Origin of the sequence: Streptomyces sp. NPDC100445 (assembly GCF_044759735.1) — a bacterium.
In the GTDB taxonomy this organism is placed as follows: Bacteria; Actinomycetota; Actinomycetes; order Streptomycetales; family Streptomycetaceae; genus Streptomyces.
Genome location: NZ_JBIVZV010000011.1, coordinates 165,923 through 183,451, shown reverse-complemented (window position 1 = coordinate 183,451; position 17,529 = coordinate 165,923). Strand labels below are relative to the sequence as shown.

The following is a 17,529-nucleotide window of genomic DNA, read 5'->3' as shown; positions in this document are numbered from 1 at the left end:
GGGCCTCGGCGGGCACACCCCGCCCCACTAGGCCTCCGACGCCGGGGCCGTGCCGGCGGGGGGGGGGGCCCCCCCCCGCCCCCCCGGGGGGGGGGGCCCCGCCCCCCCCGGGGGGCGGGCCCCGCGACGTGCCCGGCGGGGGCGTGCAACCGCTCCCGGTCACACCGCCGTCCGGTACCGGACAACGGGCGCCGAGTCCCGGGCGCGCCGGAGTCGCCCCGGTCCACAGTGGGAACGCTGCGCAACGAGGAGGCCGGGGAGCGGAGGCGGACGGATGACGGGGATCCCCCCGGGCCGGATCAGACAGACCATCATGGAGTGGCTCAAGGACCCGGCGACCCACTTCCCCGCCTCCCGCCGCGCCCCGGCCGGCACCGGTGTCACGGCACGGGCCGTAGCCGCCGGACTGGGCGTCCCGCGCCGGACCGCCACCGCCCACCTCGACTTCCTCACCCGCCTCGGTGTCCTGCGCACCCGCCGGGTCCGCTGGCACACCTACTACCGTCGTGACGAGGTCCGGATCGCCGAGGTGGCCCGGATCTTCGACAAGGGCTGGTGACGAAGGGACCCCCGCATGGACCGATCCACGGCACTCGTCCCCCTGCACCACGTGCGCCTGGGCGCCCGCGGACCGGAGGACGTGGTGGCCGACCCGTACGGACGCGTGCTCACCGGCGTGGCGGACGGGCGCATCCTGCGCGTCCACCATCCCGGCGACCCGCGCGCGGTCCGCACGGAGACACTGGCCGAGACCGGCGGTCGCCCGCTGGGACTGGAACTCCTGCCGGACGGCGACATCCTGGTGTGCGACGCGGAACGCGGGCTGCTGCGCGTCGGCACCGAGGACGGCACCGTCCACGTCCTGGCCGACTCGGTCGCGGGGGAGCGGCTCCGCTTCGCCAGCAACGCCGTCGTGCTGCCCGACGGCACCGTCTGCTTCACCGTCTCCAGCCGCCGCCACCCCCTCGACCGCTGGATCGGTGACATCGTCGAACACACCGGTACCGGGCGCCTGCTGCGGCTCGCCCCCGGCGCCGGCGGCCCCGAGGTCCTGCGGGAGGGGCTCCAGTTCGCCAACGGGCTCGCCGCGAGCGCCGACGGCTCCTTCCTGGTGATCGCCGAGACCGGCTCCTGCCGCCTCACCCGCTACCCGCTCACCGGCCCCCGCGCCGGACACGCCGAGCCCTTCGCCGACCTCCCCGGCATGCCGGACAACCTGTGGCGCGACGGCCCGGCCGGCCTCATCTGGGCGGCCCTGGCCGGCCCCCGCCTGCCGGCCCTCGACCTGCTGCACCGCGCTCCGGCGGCCGTCCGCCGGGCCACCGCCCGGGCCGCCGTCCACGCCCCGTACCGGCCCAGCGGCACCGTCGGCGTCGTGGCCGTCGACGACCGGGGCCGCACCGTGCACCATCTCACCCGCCGGCGCTCCGGCTTCCGCATGGTCACCAGCGTGTGCGCGACCGGCGACCACCTGGTGCTCGGCAGCCTCGTGGAGCCAGGTGTGGCCGTCTGTGCCCGGCCCGCCGCCCGCTGACACGGCGGTACCCTGGTCCGGCCCGTGACCGCCCCTCGGCACCGGGCCGGACAGGAGACGCACCAGCATGACAGCGCCGGGCACCGAGACCCGCGGCGTCCGCCCCGCGGCACGCGGGCGGGCCGGGTGGCGCACGCAGGCACCCGTGATCGCGGTCGTGGCGGCCGGCGGCGCGCTCGGCGCGCTGGCCCGCTACGCCCTCACCCTCGCCTGGCCCGCACCCCCCGGCGGCTTCCCCTGGGCGACCTTCTGGACCAACGTCTCCGGGTGCGCCTGCATGGGCGTCCTCATGGTCCTGGTCACCGACGTGTGGTCGGCCCACCGCCTGCTGCGGCCCTTCCTCGGCACCGGAGTCCTCGGCGGCTTCACCACCTTCTCCACCTACGCCGTCGACATCCGCCGGCTGGCCGACGCGGGCCGTCCCGCCCTCGCGGCCGGGTACCTCGCCGCCACACTGTGCGCGGCCCTCGCGGCGGTATGGCTGGCCTCTGCCGCCGCCCGCCGCGTGCTCACCGGGAGACAGCGATGACCTCACCCACCCGCCGCGCCCTCCGGCTGACCGTCTACACCGGCGAGAACGACACCTGGCACCACCGGCCCCTCTACTCCGAGATCGTGCACCGCGCGCACGCCGCCGGCCTCGCCGGCGCCAGTGTCTTCCGGGGCGTCGAGGGCTTCGGGGCCTCCTCCCGCATCCACACCTCCCGGCTGCTGTCGCTGAGCGAGGACCTGCCGGTCGCGGTGGTCGTCGTGGACACGGAGGAACGCGTCCGGGCGTTCCTGCCGCGACTCGGCGAACTGACCCGCGACGCCCTGGTGACCCTGGACGAGTGCGAGATCGTCGGCCCCGGGACCGTCTCCCGCCCGGCCGGGACGGACGCGGAGGGTGAGAATCCGTCGTGAATTGGCTGCTGGTCTCCGCGGGGGCCGCCGTCGGCGCCCCCCTGCGCTATCTCACCGACCGCGCCGTGCAGGCGCGCCACGACTCGCTCTTCCCGTGGGGCACCTTCGTGGTGAACATGGCCGGCTGCCTGCTCCTCGGGCTGCTCGCCGGAGCCGTCTCCGCCGGGGCCGCCGGAGCCCAGGTGCAGCTCCTGGTGGGCACCGGCCTGTGCGGTGCGCTGACGACGTACTCCACCTTCTCCTACGAGACCCTGAGGCTGACCGAGGCGGGCTCCGGCCTCTACGCCGCGCTGAACGTCGCCGCCGGCGTCGTGGGCGGCCTCGCGGCGGCCTTCGCCGGCACCTCGCTCGCCGGCGCCCTGTGGGGCTAGGGTCTTTCGTCCGGACCGGTCCGTATCCGGCCCGCTCCGGACCCGTGCGCCGGGCCCGATCCGGCCCGTGGACCCCGGGTGCCTGTCGCCCGCCCGGACGGACTCAGTACTGTCTACTGCACTGTCGACCTCAACTCTTCCCAGAACTGGATTCCATGAGCGCCATCTCCGTCGGTCAGGCCGTCGTCCTCGGGGTAGTCGAGGGGGTGACCGAGTTCCTCCCGGTGTCCTCGACCGGCCACCTCAAGATCGCCGAGGGGCTCATGGACATCCCCGTCGACGACAAGTCCGTCGTCGGGTTCTCCGCCGTCATCCAGGTCGGTGCCATCGCCGCCGTGCTCGTGTACTTCTTCAAGGACATCCGGCGCATCGTCACCGCCTGGGTCCGTGGTCTCACCGACCGCGAGGAGCGCTACCACCACGACTACAAGTTCGCCTGGTGGGTCATCGCCGCCACCGTGCCGATCGTCGTCGTGGGCCTCGCCGCCAAGCCGCTGATCGACGGTCCGCTCGCCTCGCTGTGGGTGGTCGCCGGCTCGCTGATCGCCGGCTCCGCCGTGATGTGGGCCGCCGACCAGATGGGCCGGCACAAGCGCGGCGAGGACGACACGTCCTTCAAGGACGCCATGTGGGTCGGCTGCTCCCAGATCCTCGCCCTGCTCTTCCCCGGCTTCTCCCGCTCCGGCGCCACCATGTCGACCGCGCTCATCCTCGACCTGGACCGCGTCGCCGCCACCCGGCTCTCCTTCTTCCTCGGCATCCCCGCCCTGACCGGCGCGGGCCTGTACGAGCTGAAGGACGCCCTCGGCGCGGGCGTGGGCGCGGCCCCGCTGGCCGTGGGGACCGTCGTGTCGTTCGTGGTCGCCTACGCCTCCATCGCCTGGCTCCTGAAGTTCGTCGCCAAGCACTCATTCAACGCCTTCGTGATCTACCGGATCATCATCGGCGTCCTCCTGCTCGGCCTGCTCGGCACCGGCACGCTCGGCAGCTGAACGGACCCACGCGCCACCGGCGGGGTGCGGCACCCGGAGACGGGCGCCGCACCCCGCCGGTGCGTCATGCGGCCCGCCTTGACAGTCCCGGGCCGCACCCCGCAGGATCGGTCCCGTGAACCTGTCAGGCAGCCAGACAGGTGGGCGTGGTCCGCGGCGCGTCAGCGCCATGGAGGCGGTCCTCGCCCACCTCCGCGACGCCATCGAGGGCGGCGCCTACGCCGTCGGCGACAGGCTCCCCTCCGAGGCGGAGCTGTGCCGGACCCTGGAGGTGTCCCGGCCGGTGCTACGCGAGGCGCTGCGCGCGCTCCAGACGATGGGGCTCACCGTCTCCCGGACCGGCAAAGGCACCTTCGTGGTCGCGAACGCGGTGGAGAACCCCACCTTCGGCGACTACACGGCCAGCGACCTGCTGGAGGTGCGCCGCCACATCGAGATCCCGGTCGCCGGGTACGCGGCCGTGCGCCGCACCCCGGAGAACCTGGACCTCCTGGCCCACCTGCTCGACCGCATGGAGCGGGAGACGGACACCACCGCCTGGGTCGCCATGGACACCCTCTTCCACCTCGCCATCGCCGAGGCCGCCCAGAACCCGGTGTTCCGCCGGTTCCTCGAGGAGATCCGCGACGCCCTGGCACGCCAGTCCGCCTTCCTCAACGAGCTGGGCGGACGCCGCGAGCAGTCCGACCGCGAGCACCGGGCGATCCTCCGGGCGCTGGCCGACGGCAGCGAACCCGACGCGGTGGAGGCCATGAGCCACCACCTGGACCGCGTCGAGACGACCCTCACCGACATCGTGCGCCCGCAGCGGGCGGATCCCGCCACGACGGGCGGAACCCGGACGTGAGCGCACGGCACGGCGAGGGTGGGACACGGCTCCCGTCCGGTTCGCCGCCGGGCCCGGCCCGGGCGCATCTGCCGCCCGATGCCGCCCGGCGCGCCCCAGCCGGTCGTGACCGCGGGCACGCCGGGCTCCCGGAGGTCCGGGACGCGGGCACGACCTGTCGGCCCGACCCGCCGACGGCGGACGCGCGGGGCCGGCGGTCCCGGCGGGACGAGTCGGTCCGGTCCTCGTACCGACTGCCGGTCCTCCTCCGGGACCGGCGCGGGGGGACGGGCGTGCCCGGCCGCGTCACGGCCCTCCGGTACGCCGCCGACGGAGCCGGCCGCCCCACCGTGACCGTGCCCGGTCCACCACCGACCACCTGACGGCGGCCGCGGGCCCGCACGGCAACCACCTCCGCGAGTCCCGCACCGCTCCGACACCCCCATCCCCACCGCCACCGGCGTCGACGCGCGATCCGCGTACCGGCCGGTCCGATCCCACGATGCAGGCAGTGATGCACACCAGTTCTCCCGCCGACGCGCCCGTCGTCCGCGCACCCCTCCACACGCCCGTCGCCCACCTCGTCCGCGCCGGGATCGTCGAGGGGGTCCACCACGGCTCCGTCGTCGTCCTCGAAGCCGACGGCCGGGTGGGGTTCCGCCTCGGTGACACCGAGGCGGCCTTCTACCCGCGCTCCGCCCTCAAGCCCGTCCAGGCCGTGGCCATGGTGCGCGCCGGACTGCCGCTCGACGGCGAACTGCTGTCGCTGGCCGCCGCCAGTCACTCCGGCGAGGAGCGCCACCTCGCGGGCACCCGGCGCATCCTCGAACTCGCCGGGCTCGGCGAGGACGACCTGCGCAACGTGCCCGACATGCCGTTCGACCCGGCCGTCCGCGACACCTGGGTCCGCGAGGGCCGACCGGCCTCCCGCCTCGCCCAGAACTGCTCCGGCAAGCACGCCGCCATGCTGTGGACCGCCCGGATCAACGGCTGGTCCCTGGACGACTACCTCGACCCGGCGCACCCGCTCCAGCGGGCCGTCGCCGAGACCGTCGAGGAGCTCACCGGCCAGCGCGTCGCCCGGGTCACCGTGGACGGCTGCGGCGCACCCCTGTTCGCGGTGTCCCTGCACGGCCTCGCCCGTGCCGTCGCCCGGATCACCTCCGCCGCGCCCGGCACACCCGAGGCGCGCGTCGCCGACGCGATGCGCGAGCACGCCGAGATGGCCTCCGGGGCCGGCCGGGACGTCGCCGCGCTCATGCGGGCCGTGCCCGGGCTGCTCGCGAAGGACGGCTTCGAGGGCGTCCAGGTGGCCGGGCTGCCCGACGGCCGTGCCATCGCCGTCAAGATCGCCGACGGGGCGAACCGGGCCCGGATACCGGTCGCGGCGGCGGCCCTGGTCCGGGCCGGCATAGACCCGGCCGCGCTCACCGCCTTCGCGGGGGAGCCGGTGCTCGGGGGAGGCAGGCCCGTCGGCCGCGTGCGGCCGGTGGACGCCCTGGGTCCCGTACACCCGGCGACGCGCGGATAGGGCCCGCGGCCCGGACCACGCGCGGACGGGACGGCGGTCCTCCCGGCCCTCGTCCCGCCGCCCCCCTGGGCGCGCCGGCCGGCGCCCGCGTGCCCCCGCCGCGGCCGTCCCGCGCCCCTCCACGTGCCGGCCCCACACCGGCGCCCGTGCGCCCCCGCCGGTCGCCGTGGCTGCCCCGCGCCCCTCACGTGCCGTCCCCACCTCCGTACCCCAGAAAGAGGACCGTCTCCGCATGACCGCGCCCACCCGCCGCGAACACGACCTGCTCGGCGACCGGGACGTCCCCGCCGACGCGTACTGGGGCATCCACACCCTGCGCGCCACCGAGAACTTCCCCATCACCGGCACCCCGATCTCCGCGTACCCGCACCTGATCGACGCCCTGGCCGCCGTCAAGGAGGCCGCCGCCCTCGCCAACGAGGAACTCGGTCTGCTGGCGCCCCGGAAGGCCGCCGCGATCGTCGCAGCCTGCCGGGAGATCCGCGCCGGCCGGCTGCACGACCAGTTCGTGGTGGACGTCATCCAGGGCGGCGCCGGCACCTCCACCAACATGAACGCCAACGAGGTCGTGGCCAACCGCGCGCTGGAACTGCTGGGCCACGCGAAGGGGGAGTACACCCATCTGCACCCCAACGAGGACGTCAACCTGGGCCAGTCCACCAATGACGTCTATCCGACCGCCGTCAAGATAGCGACGGTGTTCGCGGTGCACGGGCTGCTCAGGGCGATGGCCGTCCTACAGGACGCCTTCGCCCGCAAGGCCGTCGAGTTCCGCGACGTGCTCAAGATGGGCCGCACCCAGCTACAGGACGCGGTGCCGATGACGCTCGGCCAGGAGTTCTCCGCGTTCGCGGTGATGATCGAGGAGGACCGCAGCCGTCTCGCCGAGGCCGTCGAGCTGATCCACGAGATCAACCTGGGCGCCACGGCCATCGGCACCGGCCTCAACGCCCCCGCCGGCTACGCCGAGGCCGCCCGCCGTCACCTGTCCGTCCTCACCGGGCTGCCGCTGGTCACCGCCGCCAACCTGGTCGAGGCCACCCAGGACTGCGGCGCCTTCGTCCAGATGTCCGGCGTCCTCAAGCGCGTCGCGGTCAAGCTCTCCAAGAGCTGCAACGACCTGCGACTGCTGTCCTCAGGTCCGCGCGCCGGACTGGGCGAGATCAACCTGCCGCCGGTGCAGGCCGGTTCCTCGATCATGCCGGGCAAGGTCAACCCGGTCATCCCCGAGGTGGTCAACCAGGTCGCCTTCGAGGTGATCGGCAACGACGTCGCCATCACGATGGCCGCCGAAGCCGGCCAGCTCCAGCTCAACGCCTTCGAGCCGGTCATCCTGCACTCGCTGTCGGAGTCCGTCACGCACCTGCGCAACGCCTGTCTCACGCTGGCCGAACGCTGCGTGTCCGGCATCACCGCCAACACCGAGCGGCTGCGGGCGACCGTGGAGAACTCCATCGGACTGGTCACCGCCCTCAACCCGCACATCGGCTACACGGCCGCGACCGGCATCGCCAAGGAAGCCCTCGCGACCGGCCGGGGCGTGGCCGAACTGGTCCTGGAGAAGGGTCTGCTGCCGGCCGAACGGCTCACCGAGCTGCTGCGGCCCGAGGTGCTGGCGGGCACCGGGACGGCCCCGGCCGTCTGACCGGGGCCGCCCCCGCCCGGCCGGCGGGGGCGGTCCGGGCTCCGGACGCCCCCGCGTCGGCCGTGCGGCATGATGACGATCATGTCCTCGCAGTTCCGATCGGTTCTCGACCGCATCATGGCGGAGATCGACCGCACCCCCGGCCGCGGCCGGTCCGCCGACTACATCCCGGCGCTCGCCGCCCACGACCCCCGCCGTTTCGGCATGGCCGTCGCCGAGACCGACGGCACGGTGTACGGCGTGGGGGAGTGGCGGCAGCCGTTCTCCGCCCAGTCGATCACCAAGGTGTTCACGCTGGCCCTGGACCTGGCGCGCGAGGGCGACGAACTGTGGGAGCACGTGGGCCGGGAACCCTCCGGCAACCCGTTCAACTCGCTCGTGCAGCTGGAGTACGAGAGCGGCATCCCCCGCAACCCGTTCATCAACGCGGGCGCCCTCGTCGTCACCGACCGCCTCCAGACCCGTACCGGGGACGCGGCCGGGGAACTGCTGGCCTTCCTGCGCGCCGAGAGCGGCAACTCGGCCCTCGACTTCGACCTGGAGGTCGCCGCGTCGGAGACCGCCCACGGTGCCCGCAATGCCGCCCTCGCGCACTTCATGGCGTCCTACGGCAACATCGACAACGAGGTGCCGGTCCTGCTCGACCAGTACTTCCGGCAGTGTTCCGTGGCCGCGTCCTGCGCCGACCTGGCGCTCGCCACCGGCTTCCTCGCCCGGCACGGCATCCGCGCCGACGGCAGCCGGCTGCTCAGCCGCAGCCAGGCCAAGCAGGTCAACGCGGTCATGCTGACCTGCGGCACCTACGACGCGGCCGGTGACTTCGCCTACCGCGTGGGCCTGCCCGGCAAGAGCGGCGTCGGTGGCGGGATCATCGCGGTGGTGCCGGGCCGGTGCACGCTGTGCGTGTGGAGCCCGGGCCTGGACGAGCGCGGCAACTCCGTGGCTGGCGTCGCGGCGCTGGACCGGTTCACGACCCTTACCGGGCTGTCGGTGTTCTGACCGGCCGGCCCGGCGCGGGCCGCACTCCTCGCGACGGCCCGGCCGGACCACCGCCACGGCGGCGGGAGGCCCGGTAGCCGGCCGCGCCACCGTGGGTACGGACCCGCGCCGGACACCTGGGCAGGTCGGCCCCCGTGGCGGCGCACCGCCCGGACGGGACGCCGTGTCAGCGGCCGGACGTCCGGCCGTTCTTGGTCCGCAGGGTCAGCGCCACGGCTCCCGCGCCGAGCCCCAGCCCCGCCACGACGGCGGTCCCGGACCAGCCCGAGTCACCGTCCGGAGCCGGCGCGGTGGCCGCCGCCACCGGCTTGACGGACGCCGCCGGGCGGGGCGCGGCGCGCAGCCCGTCCAGCGACCCGACCGGGTCGACCCGACCGGCCGCCGCGAAGCCCCAGTCGAGCAGGGCGCGCGCCTCCTCGTACACCGCGAACCCGCCGCCGGACTGCGGGTTCATGACGGTCACCACCAGGGTCCGCCCGCCCCGGCGGGCCGCGGCCACGAGGGTGTTGCCCGCGTCGCTGGTGTAGCCGTTCTTGATGCCGACGAGGCCCGGGTAGGGCGCCACGCCGTCCTCGCCGGTCAGCAGCCGGTTGGTGTTCTCGATCTCGTACGGCGACCCGTCACCGGGGAAACGGGCCTCGGGGGTGGCGCAGTACCGGGCGAAGGCGGGGTCGGCGAGGCCCGCCCGGCCGAACACCGCCAGGTCGTACGCGGAGGACACCTGGCCGGGGGTGTCGTAGCCGTCCGGGGAGACGACGTGCGTGTCCAGGGCGCCGAGCGCACGGGCCTTGACCTGCATCCGCGCGGCCGTGGCGGTCCAGCCGCCGTTCAGCGAGGCCAGCACGTGCACGGCGTCGTTCCCGGAGCTGAGGAAGACACCGCGCCACAGGTCGGCCACCTCGTAGGTGTGCCCCTCCTCGACGCCGACCAGGCTGCTGCCCTCGGGGACGTCCTCCAGCTCCTCGTACCGCACGGTGTGCCGCATGCCGTCGGGCAGCTTCGGCAGCACGGTGAGCGCGAACAGGGTCTTGAGGGTGCTGGCGGGCGGCAGCTTGCGGTGGGCGTCGCCCGCGGCCAGCACCTCCCCGCTGCCGGCGTCGGCGACCAGCCAGGACAGCGCCGAGACGTCCGGCACCCCGGGCGCGCCGGGCCGCGGCCGGACCAGGGTGCCGGAGCGGTAGAGCAGGGCGGGCCCGGGCGCGGCGGACCGGGGGGCGGGGGGCGCGGGCTCCCCGGGCCGGGCGCCGGCGGCGGCAGCGGCCGGCGTGAGCACCAGCAGGCCGGTCACGCACAGGGCGCAGGCCGACGCGGCCGTCCGATAAGCAAGTCCGGTGATCATATGATCAACGTACGGAGCGGGGGGCTACTGTGCCGCTCCGCCCGGGCCGTTCGGCTCAACGGAGCGCCCGGATGCCGCAGCGGTCCACCCCCGGCCCGGCGGTCAGCCCGTCGGCAGGGTGGGCAGGATCTGCCGCAGGAACGCGGCGTTGTCCGGGGTGGCGCGCAGCCGTGCCAGGAGGGTCTCCAGGGCGGCCGGCCCGGTCTCCCGGGAACGCAGGGCGCGGCGCAGGCCGGTGACGGCAGTCGACTCGGACGGGGTCAGGAGCAGTTCCTCGCGGCGGGTGCCGGTGGCGTCGATGTCCACGGCGGGGAAGAGCCGGCGGGCGGCGGGTTCCCGGTCCAGCCGGAGCTCCATGTTGCCCGTGCCCTTCAGCTCCTCGAAGAAGAAGCCGTCGGCGCGGGAGCCCGTCTCCACCAGCGCGGTGGCGAGGATGGTGAGGGAACCGCCCTCCTCGGCCTGCCGGGCGGCGCCGAAGAGCCGCTTGGGACCGAGCAGCGCGCCCGCGTCGACACCGCCGCTCAGGGTCCGGCCGCCCGCGGCGGAGGCGTTGTTGTGGGCCCGGCACAGCCGGGTCAGCGAGTCCAGCAGGACGACGACGTCCTCACCGGCCTCCACCAGGCGTTTCGCCCGCTCCACGACGAGGTCGGCCAGGGCGATGTGCTCCCGGGGCGACCGGTCGAACGTGGAGGCGTACACCTCGCCGCGCACCGAGCGCCGCATCTCGGTGACCTCCTCGGGCCGCTCGTCCAGCAGGACGACCATCAGCCGGCACTCGGGATGGTTGCCGGCCACGGCGGCGGCGAGCTGCTGGAGCAGTACGGTCTTGCCGCTCTTCGGCGGTGCCACGATCAGGCCGCGCTGGCCCTTGCCGACCGGCGCGAGCAGATCGGTGACGCGTCCGGCCAGTCCGGAGGCGGGGTGTTCGAGGCGGAGGCGCCGGTGCGGGTGGAGCGGGGTCAGGTCGCGGAAGTGCCGCCGGGAGCGCAGGTCGCCGGGGGCGCGTCCGTCGACGCGCGCGACCTCGGTCAGCGCGCGCTGGGCGCCTCGGACGCCCTCGACCAGGTCGCCGGTGCGCAGTCCGTGGCGGCGGATCAGGGCGGCGGGGACCTGCGGGTCGAGGGGCGAGGCGAGGAGGCTCGCGGCCCTCAGGTGTCCCTTGCCGTGCGCGTCGACGTGCAGGACACCGGTGACGGTCGGGGCGGCCCGGAGCTGCCGGGTCTCGGGGGAGTGTTCGAGTGTGGCGGTCATGAGGGGGTGTCCTTTCGCGGACGGGACGCAAGTACGGCGAAGGGGGTGGGGCCGCGAGGGGGAGGCGCGGACGGCTGCCTCCGAGCGGCGGAACGGCACTCCGGACACGGGACGGAACGCCCGTGACGGCTGGTGCGGAGAAGCTGACGGGCCGGGAGCCGGGAATCCGGGAAACGGCGAACAGATCAGCGTGAAAGAGGGAGACTGGCACCGGCGCCCACGGTGGGCGTGCACGAGTGCTGACGGAACCGTACCACCCGGCGGGGTGCCACGTCCGTGACCGCGTCAACAAGCCACCGGGCCGGAGCATTCCCGGACGGCGGAGGCAGGGGCGGCCCGAGCACGGGCCCTCGTCCTCGCCGTCCCACCGGCCGAGGCGGGACCGGCGGCCCGCGACGACCCGGCGCGCCGGCCCCCGACGGGACCGGTCGCGGCGCCACGACCGACCGTCCTGTCAGGGGAACGTCAGGAGACTCCGTGGAGACCACACCCGCACGCACCCCGCACCGCCTGGACCCGGCCGGCGGCTGCCCGCACGCGGTGGGCGCGCGGCTGCTGTCCGAGGGCGCCGTGGCCCCGGTCGAGCTGCCCGGCGGGATCGAGGGCATGGCCGTACTCGGGCACGAGGCGCTGCGGGAGTTCCTCCAGCACCCCGAAGTCGCCAAGGATCCGCGCCACTTCACGGCACTGAGGGAGGGCCGGCTCGCCCCGGACTGGCCCCTGCTGACGTTCGCCACCGTCCCGGGCATGACCACCGCCGACGGCGACGACCACCGGCGGCTGAGGTCCCTCGTCAGCCAGGCCTTCACCCCCCGGCGGATCGCCGGACTGCGCCCGCGCGTCGAGGAGTCGACCGGCACCCTGCTCGACGGCCTGGCGCGGGCCGCCGCCGCGGGCGGCGGTGTCGCCGACCTGCGCCGGCACTTCGCCCTGCCCCTGCCGATGGGCGTGATCTGCGAACTCCTCGGCGTGGACGTCCGCTTCCGTGCCCGGCTGCACGACCTCGGCGGCAAGGTCGTCGCCACCGGCACCCCGCCGGCCGAGGCCGTCGCCGCCCACCGCGAACTGCTCGCCGTGCTGGAGGAGATCGCCGCCGTCCGCGCCGCGCACCCCGGTGACGACCTCACCAGCGCGCTCATCGCCGCCCGCGACGAGGGCGGCGGCCGGCTCGACCCCCGGGAACTGATCGGCACCCTGCTGCTCGTGATCATCGCCGGGCACGAGACCACGCTCAACCTCATCACCAACGCCGTACGCGCCCTGTGCGCCCACCCCGCCCAACTCGCCCTGGTCCGCGCGGGCGGGGCGAGCTGGGCGGACGTCGTGGAGGAGACCCTCCGCTGGGACGCGCCGGTCTCCTACTTCCCGTTCCGCTACCCGGTGCGGGACCTCACCGTCGCCGGCACGCTCCTCCCCGCCGGCACCCCCGTCCTCGCCGGGTACGCGGCCGCCGGTCGCGACCCCGCGGCGCACGGCCCGGACGCCGGCCGCTTCGACGTCACCCGCCCAGCCCGGCCCGGTGCCGTCCGGCACCTGTCCCTCGGTCACGGCGTCCACTACTGCCTGGGCGCGCCGCTGGCCCGGCTGGAGGCCACGGTCGCTCTGGAGGGGCTGTTCACCCGCTTCCCGGCGCTGTGTCAGGCCGTACCCGACGGCGACCTGACGCCGCACGCGGGCTTCGTCGGCAACAGTGTGCGCAGCCTTCCGGTGCGCCTCGGAACACCGGCGCCCCGAGTCGCGGACGGGCCTCACGCGGGCGGGGGTCCTAGACCATAACAATCCCGGACGTCGGCGGACTTGACCGCCAACCGTGCACTATCTTCACGCCATGTCCACGCCACCGCAGCCCTCACAGCCCGCCGACCAGCCCGCGCCCCAGCCCCAACAGCCCCAGCAGTCCGCGCCGGAACCAGCCGTCCCCCCGCAGCCGACGGCCTACCCCTACCCCCACCCGCAGTCGCCCCCGGCCGGAGGCTTCTACGCGCAGCCCGCGATGGTCGGCGGCCCCGTCCCCGGACAGCCGCAGCCGGGGAACCCCTACGCCCAGGCCCCGTCGTTCGGTCCCGTACCGCCCGCGCCCCGGTCCGGTGGCAGAGCCGGCCGGGCGGTGCTGTGGGCCGCAGTCGGCGCCGTCGTGGCCTCGGCGGCCTGGGCCGCCGGTGTCTTCGCCCTCGGGGGCAGAAGCGACCACGCGGACCTGCGCGGCTACACGGCACCCTCCAACCTGTGCTCCGGCGCCGACTACTCCTCCTTCAAGGACGAGTACACCCAGGACGACTCGGCGCCGACCCGCACCTCCCTCAAGGACAAGGCGCTGGACGAGGGGTATTGCAGCCTGAGCCTGAAGAAATCCGGCTCGTCCTACGCGGACGCCTACCTGACGCTCCAGCTGGACCTGCACAAGAAGACCGATCCCGGGCCCGAGTTCACGGCCGGCTGGAAGAACTACGGCGAGAGCCACAGCGGTTACGACGTCGACCGGGTCGAGGGCATCGGCGACGAGGCCTACCTGGTCAGCCAGGACACCGTGAGCGGCTCCTCCGGCGGCTCCCGATACGCCACGCTCGCCGTCCGCGACGGCTGGGTCACGTACGTCATGACCTACAGCCTCTACCTCACCTCGTACGCCCAGGACAAGAACCCGCCCGCGCTCACCGACATCGTCACCTGGCTGAAGACCGACACCAAGGCGACGCTGCGGCAGCTCAGGGACTGACCCGGCCGGCCGGCGCGCGCGGACCGGCCGCTCACACCGGCCGCGCCCCGGCCTCCCGGGTGATCCGCTCGAAGCGCGCGCCCATGGCCTCGGCGAGGGCCTGCGCGCCCGACAGCGGCCGGACCATCACCATGAACTCGTCGATCAGGCCGCGCTCGTCGACGTGCAGGAAGTCGCAGCCCGTCAGCTCGCGGCCGCCCACCCGCGCCCGGAAGACCAGCGCGTGGTCCGCGCCGTCCGGGTCGCCGATCTCCCGGACGTAGCGGAAGTCCTCGAAGACCTCCACAACCGCGCGCAGGATCGCCGCGGTGATCGCCCTGCCCGTGTACGGCTTGAACACGACCGGGCTGGTGAAGACCACGTCCTCGGCCAGCAGTGCCTCGACGGCGGCCATGTCCCGGGCCTCGACCGCTTCACGGAACGCTCGCATCCGGATCTCCCGCCAGATAGTCAACTAATTGAATAGGTGCGGATGAGATTAATCAACGACTGCTAGCCTGTCCACATGTCCCTCAGGTACGCCGTCCTGGCCGCCCTCCTGGAGGGCGAGGCCTCGGGCTACGAGCTGTCGAAGACCTTCGACGTCTCGCTCGCGAACTTCTGGCCCGCCACCCCGCAGCAGCTCTACCGGGAACTGGAGCGCCTCGCGGGTGACGGGCTGGTCCGGGCCCGCACGGTGGAGCAGGAACGCCGGCCCAACAAACGGATGTTCACCCTGACCGAGGCGGGCCGGGCCGAGCTGAGCGCCTTCGCCGCGCGCCCGCCCAAGCGCCCCGCCGCGCTGCGCGACGAACTCCTCGTCAAGATCCAGGCGATGGACGGCGGCGACCCGGACGTCACCATGGCGCTGATCGAGGAACGGATGGGGTGGGCGCGCGGCAAGCTCGGCCGTTACCGGCGCGTGCGCGAGCGGCTGCTCGACGGGCGCACGGAGGACGAGTTCCTGCGCACGGCCGAGCGCGTCGGACCGTACCTCACCCTCATGGGCGGAATCGCCCTGGAGGAGGAGAACCTGCGCTGGTGCGAGCGGGTCCTCGCGATCCTGGCGCGCCGCCGCGACACCGCCGTGAGCGCTGCCGCACCCCGGCCGGACCACTGACGGCGGGCGCACCGCCCCGGCCGCCGCGGCCGGGACGGACGCACCGCCGCGGCCGTCCAGTCCGTGCCCGGCCGATCGCTCGTCGGAGTGGTCCCCGCGCGTCCCGGCCGCCCGGACCACCCCCGATGCAGCACAGTGGGCGGGTGCCTCGCCGACTACTTCCGCTGCTGCTCGCGGCGCTCGTGAGCGTCGCCGGCTGCACCACCGTCCGCCCCGGCGCCCTGCCGGACGCCGCCCGTTCCCAGCGCCCGTTCGCGCCGGACGCGGCGGTGACGTCCTCGGCCCTCGACGTGCCGCTCAGCCCCCCGACCGGACCCGCGGCGCTCGTGCGCACGGGCCCGGGGCACGGGAAGGAGCACGCGCCGGCGGCCGCCCCGGAGCGGAGCGGCGCCCCGCGCGGCGACTCCGCGCCCGCGCGCGTCGTCGTGCCCGCCGCGCCCCACCGGGTGCGGCCCGCCCCGCGGGCCCACCGTCCGCACCCGCGCCGCCGGGCCGCCGTACGGCACCGCGCCCCGCACTTCCGCCCCGCCCACCGGCCGCCCACGGAGCGGATGCGGGAACTGTGCCGCCGCGCGGACGGCGTGGCCGCACCGGACGTCGTGCGGCTCTGCCACGCCACCTACGGCTGACGTGCCGCAGCCCTCCGCGACGCTGAACCCCCGCCCGCGGCACGCGCCCGCCCGGTCAGCACCCTTACGCTGACGGGATGTTCGGTCCCGAAGGCCCCACGCTGCGCGAACTCGCCGCACAGGCACTGTCGTCCGTCGAGCGCGGTTACGACCTGCTCGCCCCGAAGTTCGACCACACCCCCTTCCGGACGTCCGACCGGGTACTGGACGCCACGGCGCGGGCGCTGGCTCCGCTCGGTCCCTTCGCGGACGGACTCGACCTGTGCTGCGGCACCGGCGCGGGCACGGAGATGCTGGCCCGGCTGTGCCACCGCAGCGTCACCGGCGTCGACTTCAGCGCCGGCATGCTCGATGTCGCCCGGTACCGGCCGCGCCCCGCGCACGGCCCCGCCCCGGCCTGGGTGCGCGGTGACGCCCGGGCCCTGCCCTTCACCGCCGCCTTCGACCTCGTCGTCTCCTTCGGGGCCTTCGGGCACTTCCTGCCCCGGGAACTGCCGGGACTCTTCACCCAGGTCCACTCCGTGCTGCGCCCCGGCGGCCGTTTCGTCTTCCCGGTGCCGGCCCCGCCCCGCCCCGCGCGGCGCGACTTCTGGCTGCTGACCGGATTCGACGCGGTGATGCGAGCGCGCAACGCCCTGTGGCGGCCGCCCTTCGTCATGTACTACCGGGCCTTCCGGCTCGGTGCGGTGACGAGGGAGCTGACCCGCGCCGGTTTCACGGTCGAACTGGGTGCCCTGCCCGGCTTCGGCAGGCGCCCTGACGGCAGCCCACGCGCCCGGCTGGTGGTGGCCCGCAGGGACGACGCGCCGCGACCGGCGGGTCAGCCGGCGGCCGGCGAGGTGAACTCGTAGACCAGCGCGTCCTGTTCCGCGTGCACCACGAGATCGGTGATCTCCAGGGGGCGTGCGTACTGGTCGTGCACGCGCCGGGTCACCCGCACCGAGGAGGCGTCACCGACCTGGGTGATCGCGTCCCGGTGGTGCAGGGTCAGCCCGGCCTTGCGCATCCAGTCGTACGCCCGCCGCAGCTGCGCGGGCGTCGCCCCGTCGGCCCGGTCGCGGTAGCGGGCCAGCTCGGCCACCTCGGCCAGCGCCACCGCGGAAAACGATGTCACGGCCGTCCGCAGCGACCGGCCGTCCGGTGTGGCCGACCGGTAGCGGTGCACCAGCGTCGGCCGGTGCGCGGCCAGCCCCAGCGCCTCCGCGTGCTCCGGCGGCGGGGCCTCCCAGGTCACCGTCGCCCGGTCCAGCGCACACGGGTCCGCGGACCGGGCCCCGACCGGGAAGGTGAGCGACTGCGGCGCCTCGACCGGCCGACCGGGCAGCGTGGCGTGGCTGCCGCGCCGGTCGGTGGTGACCACGCCGTTGCGGCGCAGCACGTCCAGGGCCTGCCGGACGGTCTCCCGGCTGACCCCGAAATAGGTGGCCAGGTGCCGCTCGCCCGGCAGCCGCTCACCCGGTGGGATGGTGCCGTCGCGCAGTTCGTCCAGCAGCAGCGCCGCGATCCGCCCGTACAGGGGCCGGTCGTCGCTGGGCGGGGGTTCGTGGGGGGTGGTGCGGGCCATGCCGCGCCTCCTGTCGGTGACAAAACGTAGCCGTACGGGTTCGTTGCGCGACCACAATTAGCATTGGTCTAAACCACAAGGGAAGGGTGGTCCGTCGGTTCGGCCGAAACCCGTCCGCACGGTGCGTGGT

General features: G+C 74.9%; 19 protein-coding genes. 15 read left to right on the top strand and 4 right to left on the bottom strand.

Annotated features, from left to right (window positions below):
• Nucleotides 1-274: 274 nt before the first annotated feature.
• From ACIQVT_RS25330 to ACIQVT_RS25285, 10 genes are all read left to right on the top strand, one after another.
• Nucleotides 275-559: a winged helix-turn-helix domain-containing protein gene (locus ACIQVT_RS25330; protein WP_403758288.1), complete on the top strand. Its 285-nt coding sequence runs from the start codon at nucleotides 275-277 to the stop codon at nucleotides 557-559.
• A gap of 15 nt (nucleotides 560-574) precedes the next feature.
• Nucleotides 575-1,534 (top strand): SMP-30/gluconolactonase/LRE family protein, encoded by a 960-nt coding sequence (locus ACIQVT_RS25325; RefSeq protein WP_403758283.1) that lies wholly within the window; start codon nucleotides 575-577, stop codon nucleotides 1,532-1,534.
• Between the two features lie 67 nt (nucleotides 1,535-1,601).
• Nucleotides 1,602-2,063 carry a fluoride efflux transporter FluC gene (locus tag ACIQVT_RS25320; protein ID WP_403758280.1) on the top strand — a complete coding sequence of 154 codons (462 nt, stop codon included), beginning with the start codon at nucleotides 1,602-1,604 and terminating at the stop codon, nucleotides 2,061-2,063.
• Nucleotides 2,060-2,437, top strand: a complete 378-nt coding sequence (locus tag ACIQVT_RS25315) for a DUF190 domain-containing protein (RefSeq protein ID WP_403758277.1) — start codon at nucleotides 2,060-2,062, stop codon at nucleotides 2,435-2,437. Before ACIQVT_RS25320 ends, ACIQVT_RS25315 begins: the two co-directional genes overlap by 4 nt.
• Nucleotides 2,434-2,808: a fluoride efflux transporter CrcB gene (crcB, locus tag ACIQVT_RS25310; RefSeq protein WP_403758272.1), complete on the top strand. Its 375-nt coding sequence runs from the start codon at nucleotides 2,434-2,436 to the stop codon at nucleotides 2,806-2,808. The genes ACIQVT_RS25315 and crcB overlap by 4 nt, the downstream gene beginning before the upstream one ends.
• A gap of 155 nt (nucleotides 2,809-2,963) precedes the next feature.
• Nucleotides 2,964-3,800: an undecaprenyl-diphosphate phosphatase gene (locus tag ACIQVT_RS25305; protein ID WP_403758269.1), complete on the top strand. Its 837-nt coding sequence runs from the start codon at nucleotides 2,964-2,966 to the stop codon at nucleotides 3,798-3,800.
• Between the two features lie 169 nt (nucleotides 3,801-3,969).
• The gene (locus ACIQVT_RS25300) at nucleotides 3,970-4,647 is read left to right on the top strand and encodes a FadR/GntR family transcriptional regulator (protein WP_403758670.1); all 678 of its coding nucleotides are present in this window, start codon (nucleotides 3,970-3,972) and stop codon (nucleotides 4,645-4,647) included.
• Between the two features lie 493 nt (nucleotides 4,648-5,140).
• On the top strand, nucleotides 5,141-6,157 hold the full coding sequence (locus ACIQVT_RS25295; RefSeq protein ID WP_403758667.1) for an asparaginase: 1,017 nt from the start codon (nucleotides 5,141-5,143) through the stop codon (nucleotides 6,155-6,157).
• A 232-nt stretch (nucleotides 6,158-6,389) separates the two neighbouring features.
• Complete coding sequence (gene aspA / locus ACIQVT_RS25290) at nucleotides 6,390-7,802, top strand: aspartate ammonia-lyase (protein ID WP_403758267.1); 1,413 nt, start codon at nucleotides 6,390-6,392, stop codon at nucleotides 7,800-7,802.
• A 72-nt stretch (nucleotides 7,803-7,874) separates the two neighbouring features.
• Complete coding sequence (locus ACIQVT_RS25285; protein ID WP_403758664.1) at nucleotides 7,875-8,801, top strand: glutaminase; 927 nt, start codon at nucleotides 7,875-7,877, stop codon at nucleotides 8,799-8,801.
• 166 nt (nucleotides 8,802-8,967) lie between these two features.
• Here the strand turns inward: ACIQVT_RS25285 and ACIQVT_RS25280 are convergent, their stop codons facing one another.
• Both ACIQVT_RS25280 and rho read right to left on the bottom strand, forming a co-directional pair.
• Nucleotides 8,968-10,140 carry a D-alanyl-D-alanine carboxypeptidase family protein gene (locus ACIQVT_RS25280; RefSeq protein ID WP_403758264.1) on the bottom strand — a complete coding sequence of 391 codons (1,173 nt, stop codon included), beginning with the start codon at nucleotides 10,138-10,140 and terminating at the stop codon, nucleotides 8,968-8,970.
• Nucleotides 10,141-10,242: 102 nt separating this feature from the next.
• The gene (gene rho / locus ACIQVT_RS25275; RefSeq protein ID WP_403758261.1) at nucleotides 10,243-11,391 is read right to left on the bottom strand and encodes a transcription termination factor Rho; all 1,149 of its coding nucleotides are present in this window, start codon (nucleotides 11,389-11,391) and stop codon (nucleotides 10,243-10,245) included.
• A gap of 477 nt (nucleotides 11,392-11,868) precedes the next feature.
• Between rho and ACIQVT_RS25270 the strand changes: the two genes are divergently transcribed.
• A complete protein-coding gene (locus ACIQVT_RS25270) occupies nucleotides 11,869-13,167 on the top strand; it encodes a cytochrome P450 (RefSeq protein WP_403758258.1) in 1,299 nt (432 codons plus the stop codon).
• Nucleotides 13,168-13,219: 52 nt separating this feature from the next.
• A complete protein-coding gene (locus ACIQVT_RS25265; protein ID WP_403758255.1) occupies nucleotides 13,220-14,107 on the top strand; it encodes a hypothetical protein in 888 nt (295 codons plus the stop codon).
• Nucleotides 14,108-14,138: 31 nt separating this feature from the next.
• On the opposite strand, the gene ACIQVT_RS25260 is transcribed toward ACIQVT_RS25265, so the two are convergent.
• Nucleotides 14,139-14,537: a nuclear transport factor 2 family protein gene (locus ACIQVT_RS25260; protein WP_403758252.1), complete on the bottom strand. Its 399-nt coding sequence runs from the start codon at nucleotides 14,535-14,537 to the stop codon at nucleotides 14,139-14,141.
• 75 nt (nucleotides 14,538-14,612) lie between these two features.
• Here ACIQVT_RS25260 and ACIQVT_RS25255 point away from each other — a divergent pair, with 75 nt between their 5' ends.
• The 3 genes from ACIQVT_RS25255 (at nucleotide 14,613) to ACIQVT_RS25245 (ending at nucleotide 16,686) form a co-directional block, all read left to right on the top strand.
• Nucleotides 14,613-15,206, top strand: coding sequence for a PadR family transcriptional regulator (locus ACIQVT_RS25255; RefSeq protein WP_403758249.1), 594 nt, complete (start codon nucleotides 14,613-14,615; stop codon nucleotides 15,204-15,206).
• Between the two features lie 143 nt (nucleotides 15,207-15,349).
• The gene (locus ACIQVT_RS25250) at nucleotides 15,350-15,835 is read left to right on the top strand and encodes a hypothetical protein (protein ID WP_403758246.1); all 486 of its coding nucleotides are present in this window, start codon (nucleotides 15,350-15,352) and stop codon (nucleotides 15,833-15,835) included.
• Nucleotides 15,836-15,912: 77 nt separating this feature from the next.
• Nucleotides 15,913-16,686, top strand: a complete 774-nt coding sequence (locus tag ACIQVT_RS25245) for a class I SAM-dependent methyltransferase (RefSeq protein WP_403758243.1) — start codon at nucleotides 15,913-15,915, stop codon at nucleotides 16,684-16,686.
• Here ACIQVT_RS25245 and ACIQVT_RS25240 read toward each other — a convergent pair.
• Entirely contained in the window at nucleotides 16,656-17,399 is a 744-nt protein-coding gene (locus ACIQVT_RS25240) for a GntR family transcriptional regulator (protein WP_403758240.1), read from the bottom strand. The genes ACIQVT_RS25245 and ACIQVT_RS25240 overlap by 31 nt on opposite strands.
• Between the last annotated feature and the right edge of the window lie 130 nt (nucleotides 17,400-17,529).

Bases quoted from the DNA above. Each gene is read 5' to 3' on its own strand.
- ACIQVT_RS25330 (WP_403758288.1), top strand. From the start codon at position 275: ATGACGGGGATCCCCCCGGGCCGGATCAGACAGACCATCATGGAGTGG.
- ACIQVT_RS25245 (WP_403758243.1), top strand. From the start codon at position 15,913: ATGTTCGGTCCCGAAGGCCCCACGCTGCGCGAACTCGCCGCACAGGCA.
- aspA (WP_403758267.1), top strand. From the start codon at position 6,390: ATGACCGCGCCCACCCGCCGCGAACACGACCTGCTCGGCGACCGGGAC.
- ACIQVT_RS25285 (WP_403758664.1), top strand. From the start codon at position 7,875: ATGACGATCATGTCCTCGCAGTTCCGATCGGTTCTCGACCGCATCATG.
- rho (WP_403758261.1), bottom strand. From the start codon at position 11,391: ATGACCGCCACACTCGAACACTCCCCCGAGACCCGGCAGCTCCGGGCC.
- ACIQVT_RS25295 (WP_403758667.1), top strand. From the start codon at position 5,141: ATGCACACCAGTTCTCCCGCCGACGCGCCCGTCGTCCGCGCACCCCTC.
- ACIQVT_RS25320 (WP_403758280.1), top strand. From the start codon at position 1,602: ATGACAGCGCCGGGCACCGAGACCCGCGGCGTCCGCCCCGCGGCACGC.
- ACIQVT_RS25255 (WP_403758249.1), top strand. From the start codon at position 14,613: ATGTCCCTCAGGTACGCCGTCCTGGCCGCCCTCCTGGAGGGCGAGGCC.
- ACIQVT_RS25280 (WP_403758264.1), bottom strand. From the start codon at position 10,140: ATGATCACCGGACTTGCTTATCGGACGGCCGCGTCGGCCTGCGCCCTG.
- ACIQVT_RS25325 (WP_403758283.1), top strand. From the start codon at position 575: ATGGACCGATCCACGGCACTCGTCCCCCTGCACCACGTGCGCCTGGGC.
- ACIQVT_RS25240 (WP_403758240.1), bottom strand. From the start codon at position 17,399: ATGGCCCGCACCACCCCCCACGAACCCCCGCCCAGCGACGACCGGCCC.
- ACIQVT_RS25315 (WP_403758277.1), top strand. From the start codon at position 2,060: ATGACCTCACCCACCCGCCGCGCCCTCCGGCTGACCGTCTACACCGGC.
- ACIQVT_RS25300 (WP_403758670.1), top strand. From the start codon at position 3,970: ATGGAGGCGGTCCTCGCCCACCTCCGCGACGCCATCGAGGGCGGCGCC.
- ACIQVT_RS25265 (WP_403758255.1), top strand. From the start codon at position 13,220: ATGTCCACGCCACCGCAGCCCTCACAGCCCGCCGACCAGCCCGCGCCC.
- ACIQVT_RS25305 (WP_403758269.1), top strand. From the start codon at position 2,964: ATGAGCGCCATCTCCGTCGGTCAGGCCGTCGTCCTCGGGGTAGTCGAG.
- ACIQVT_RS25260 (WP_403758252.1), bottom strand. From the start codon at position 14,537: ATGCGAGCGTTCCGTGAAGCGGTCGAGGCCCGGGACATGGCCGCCGTC.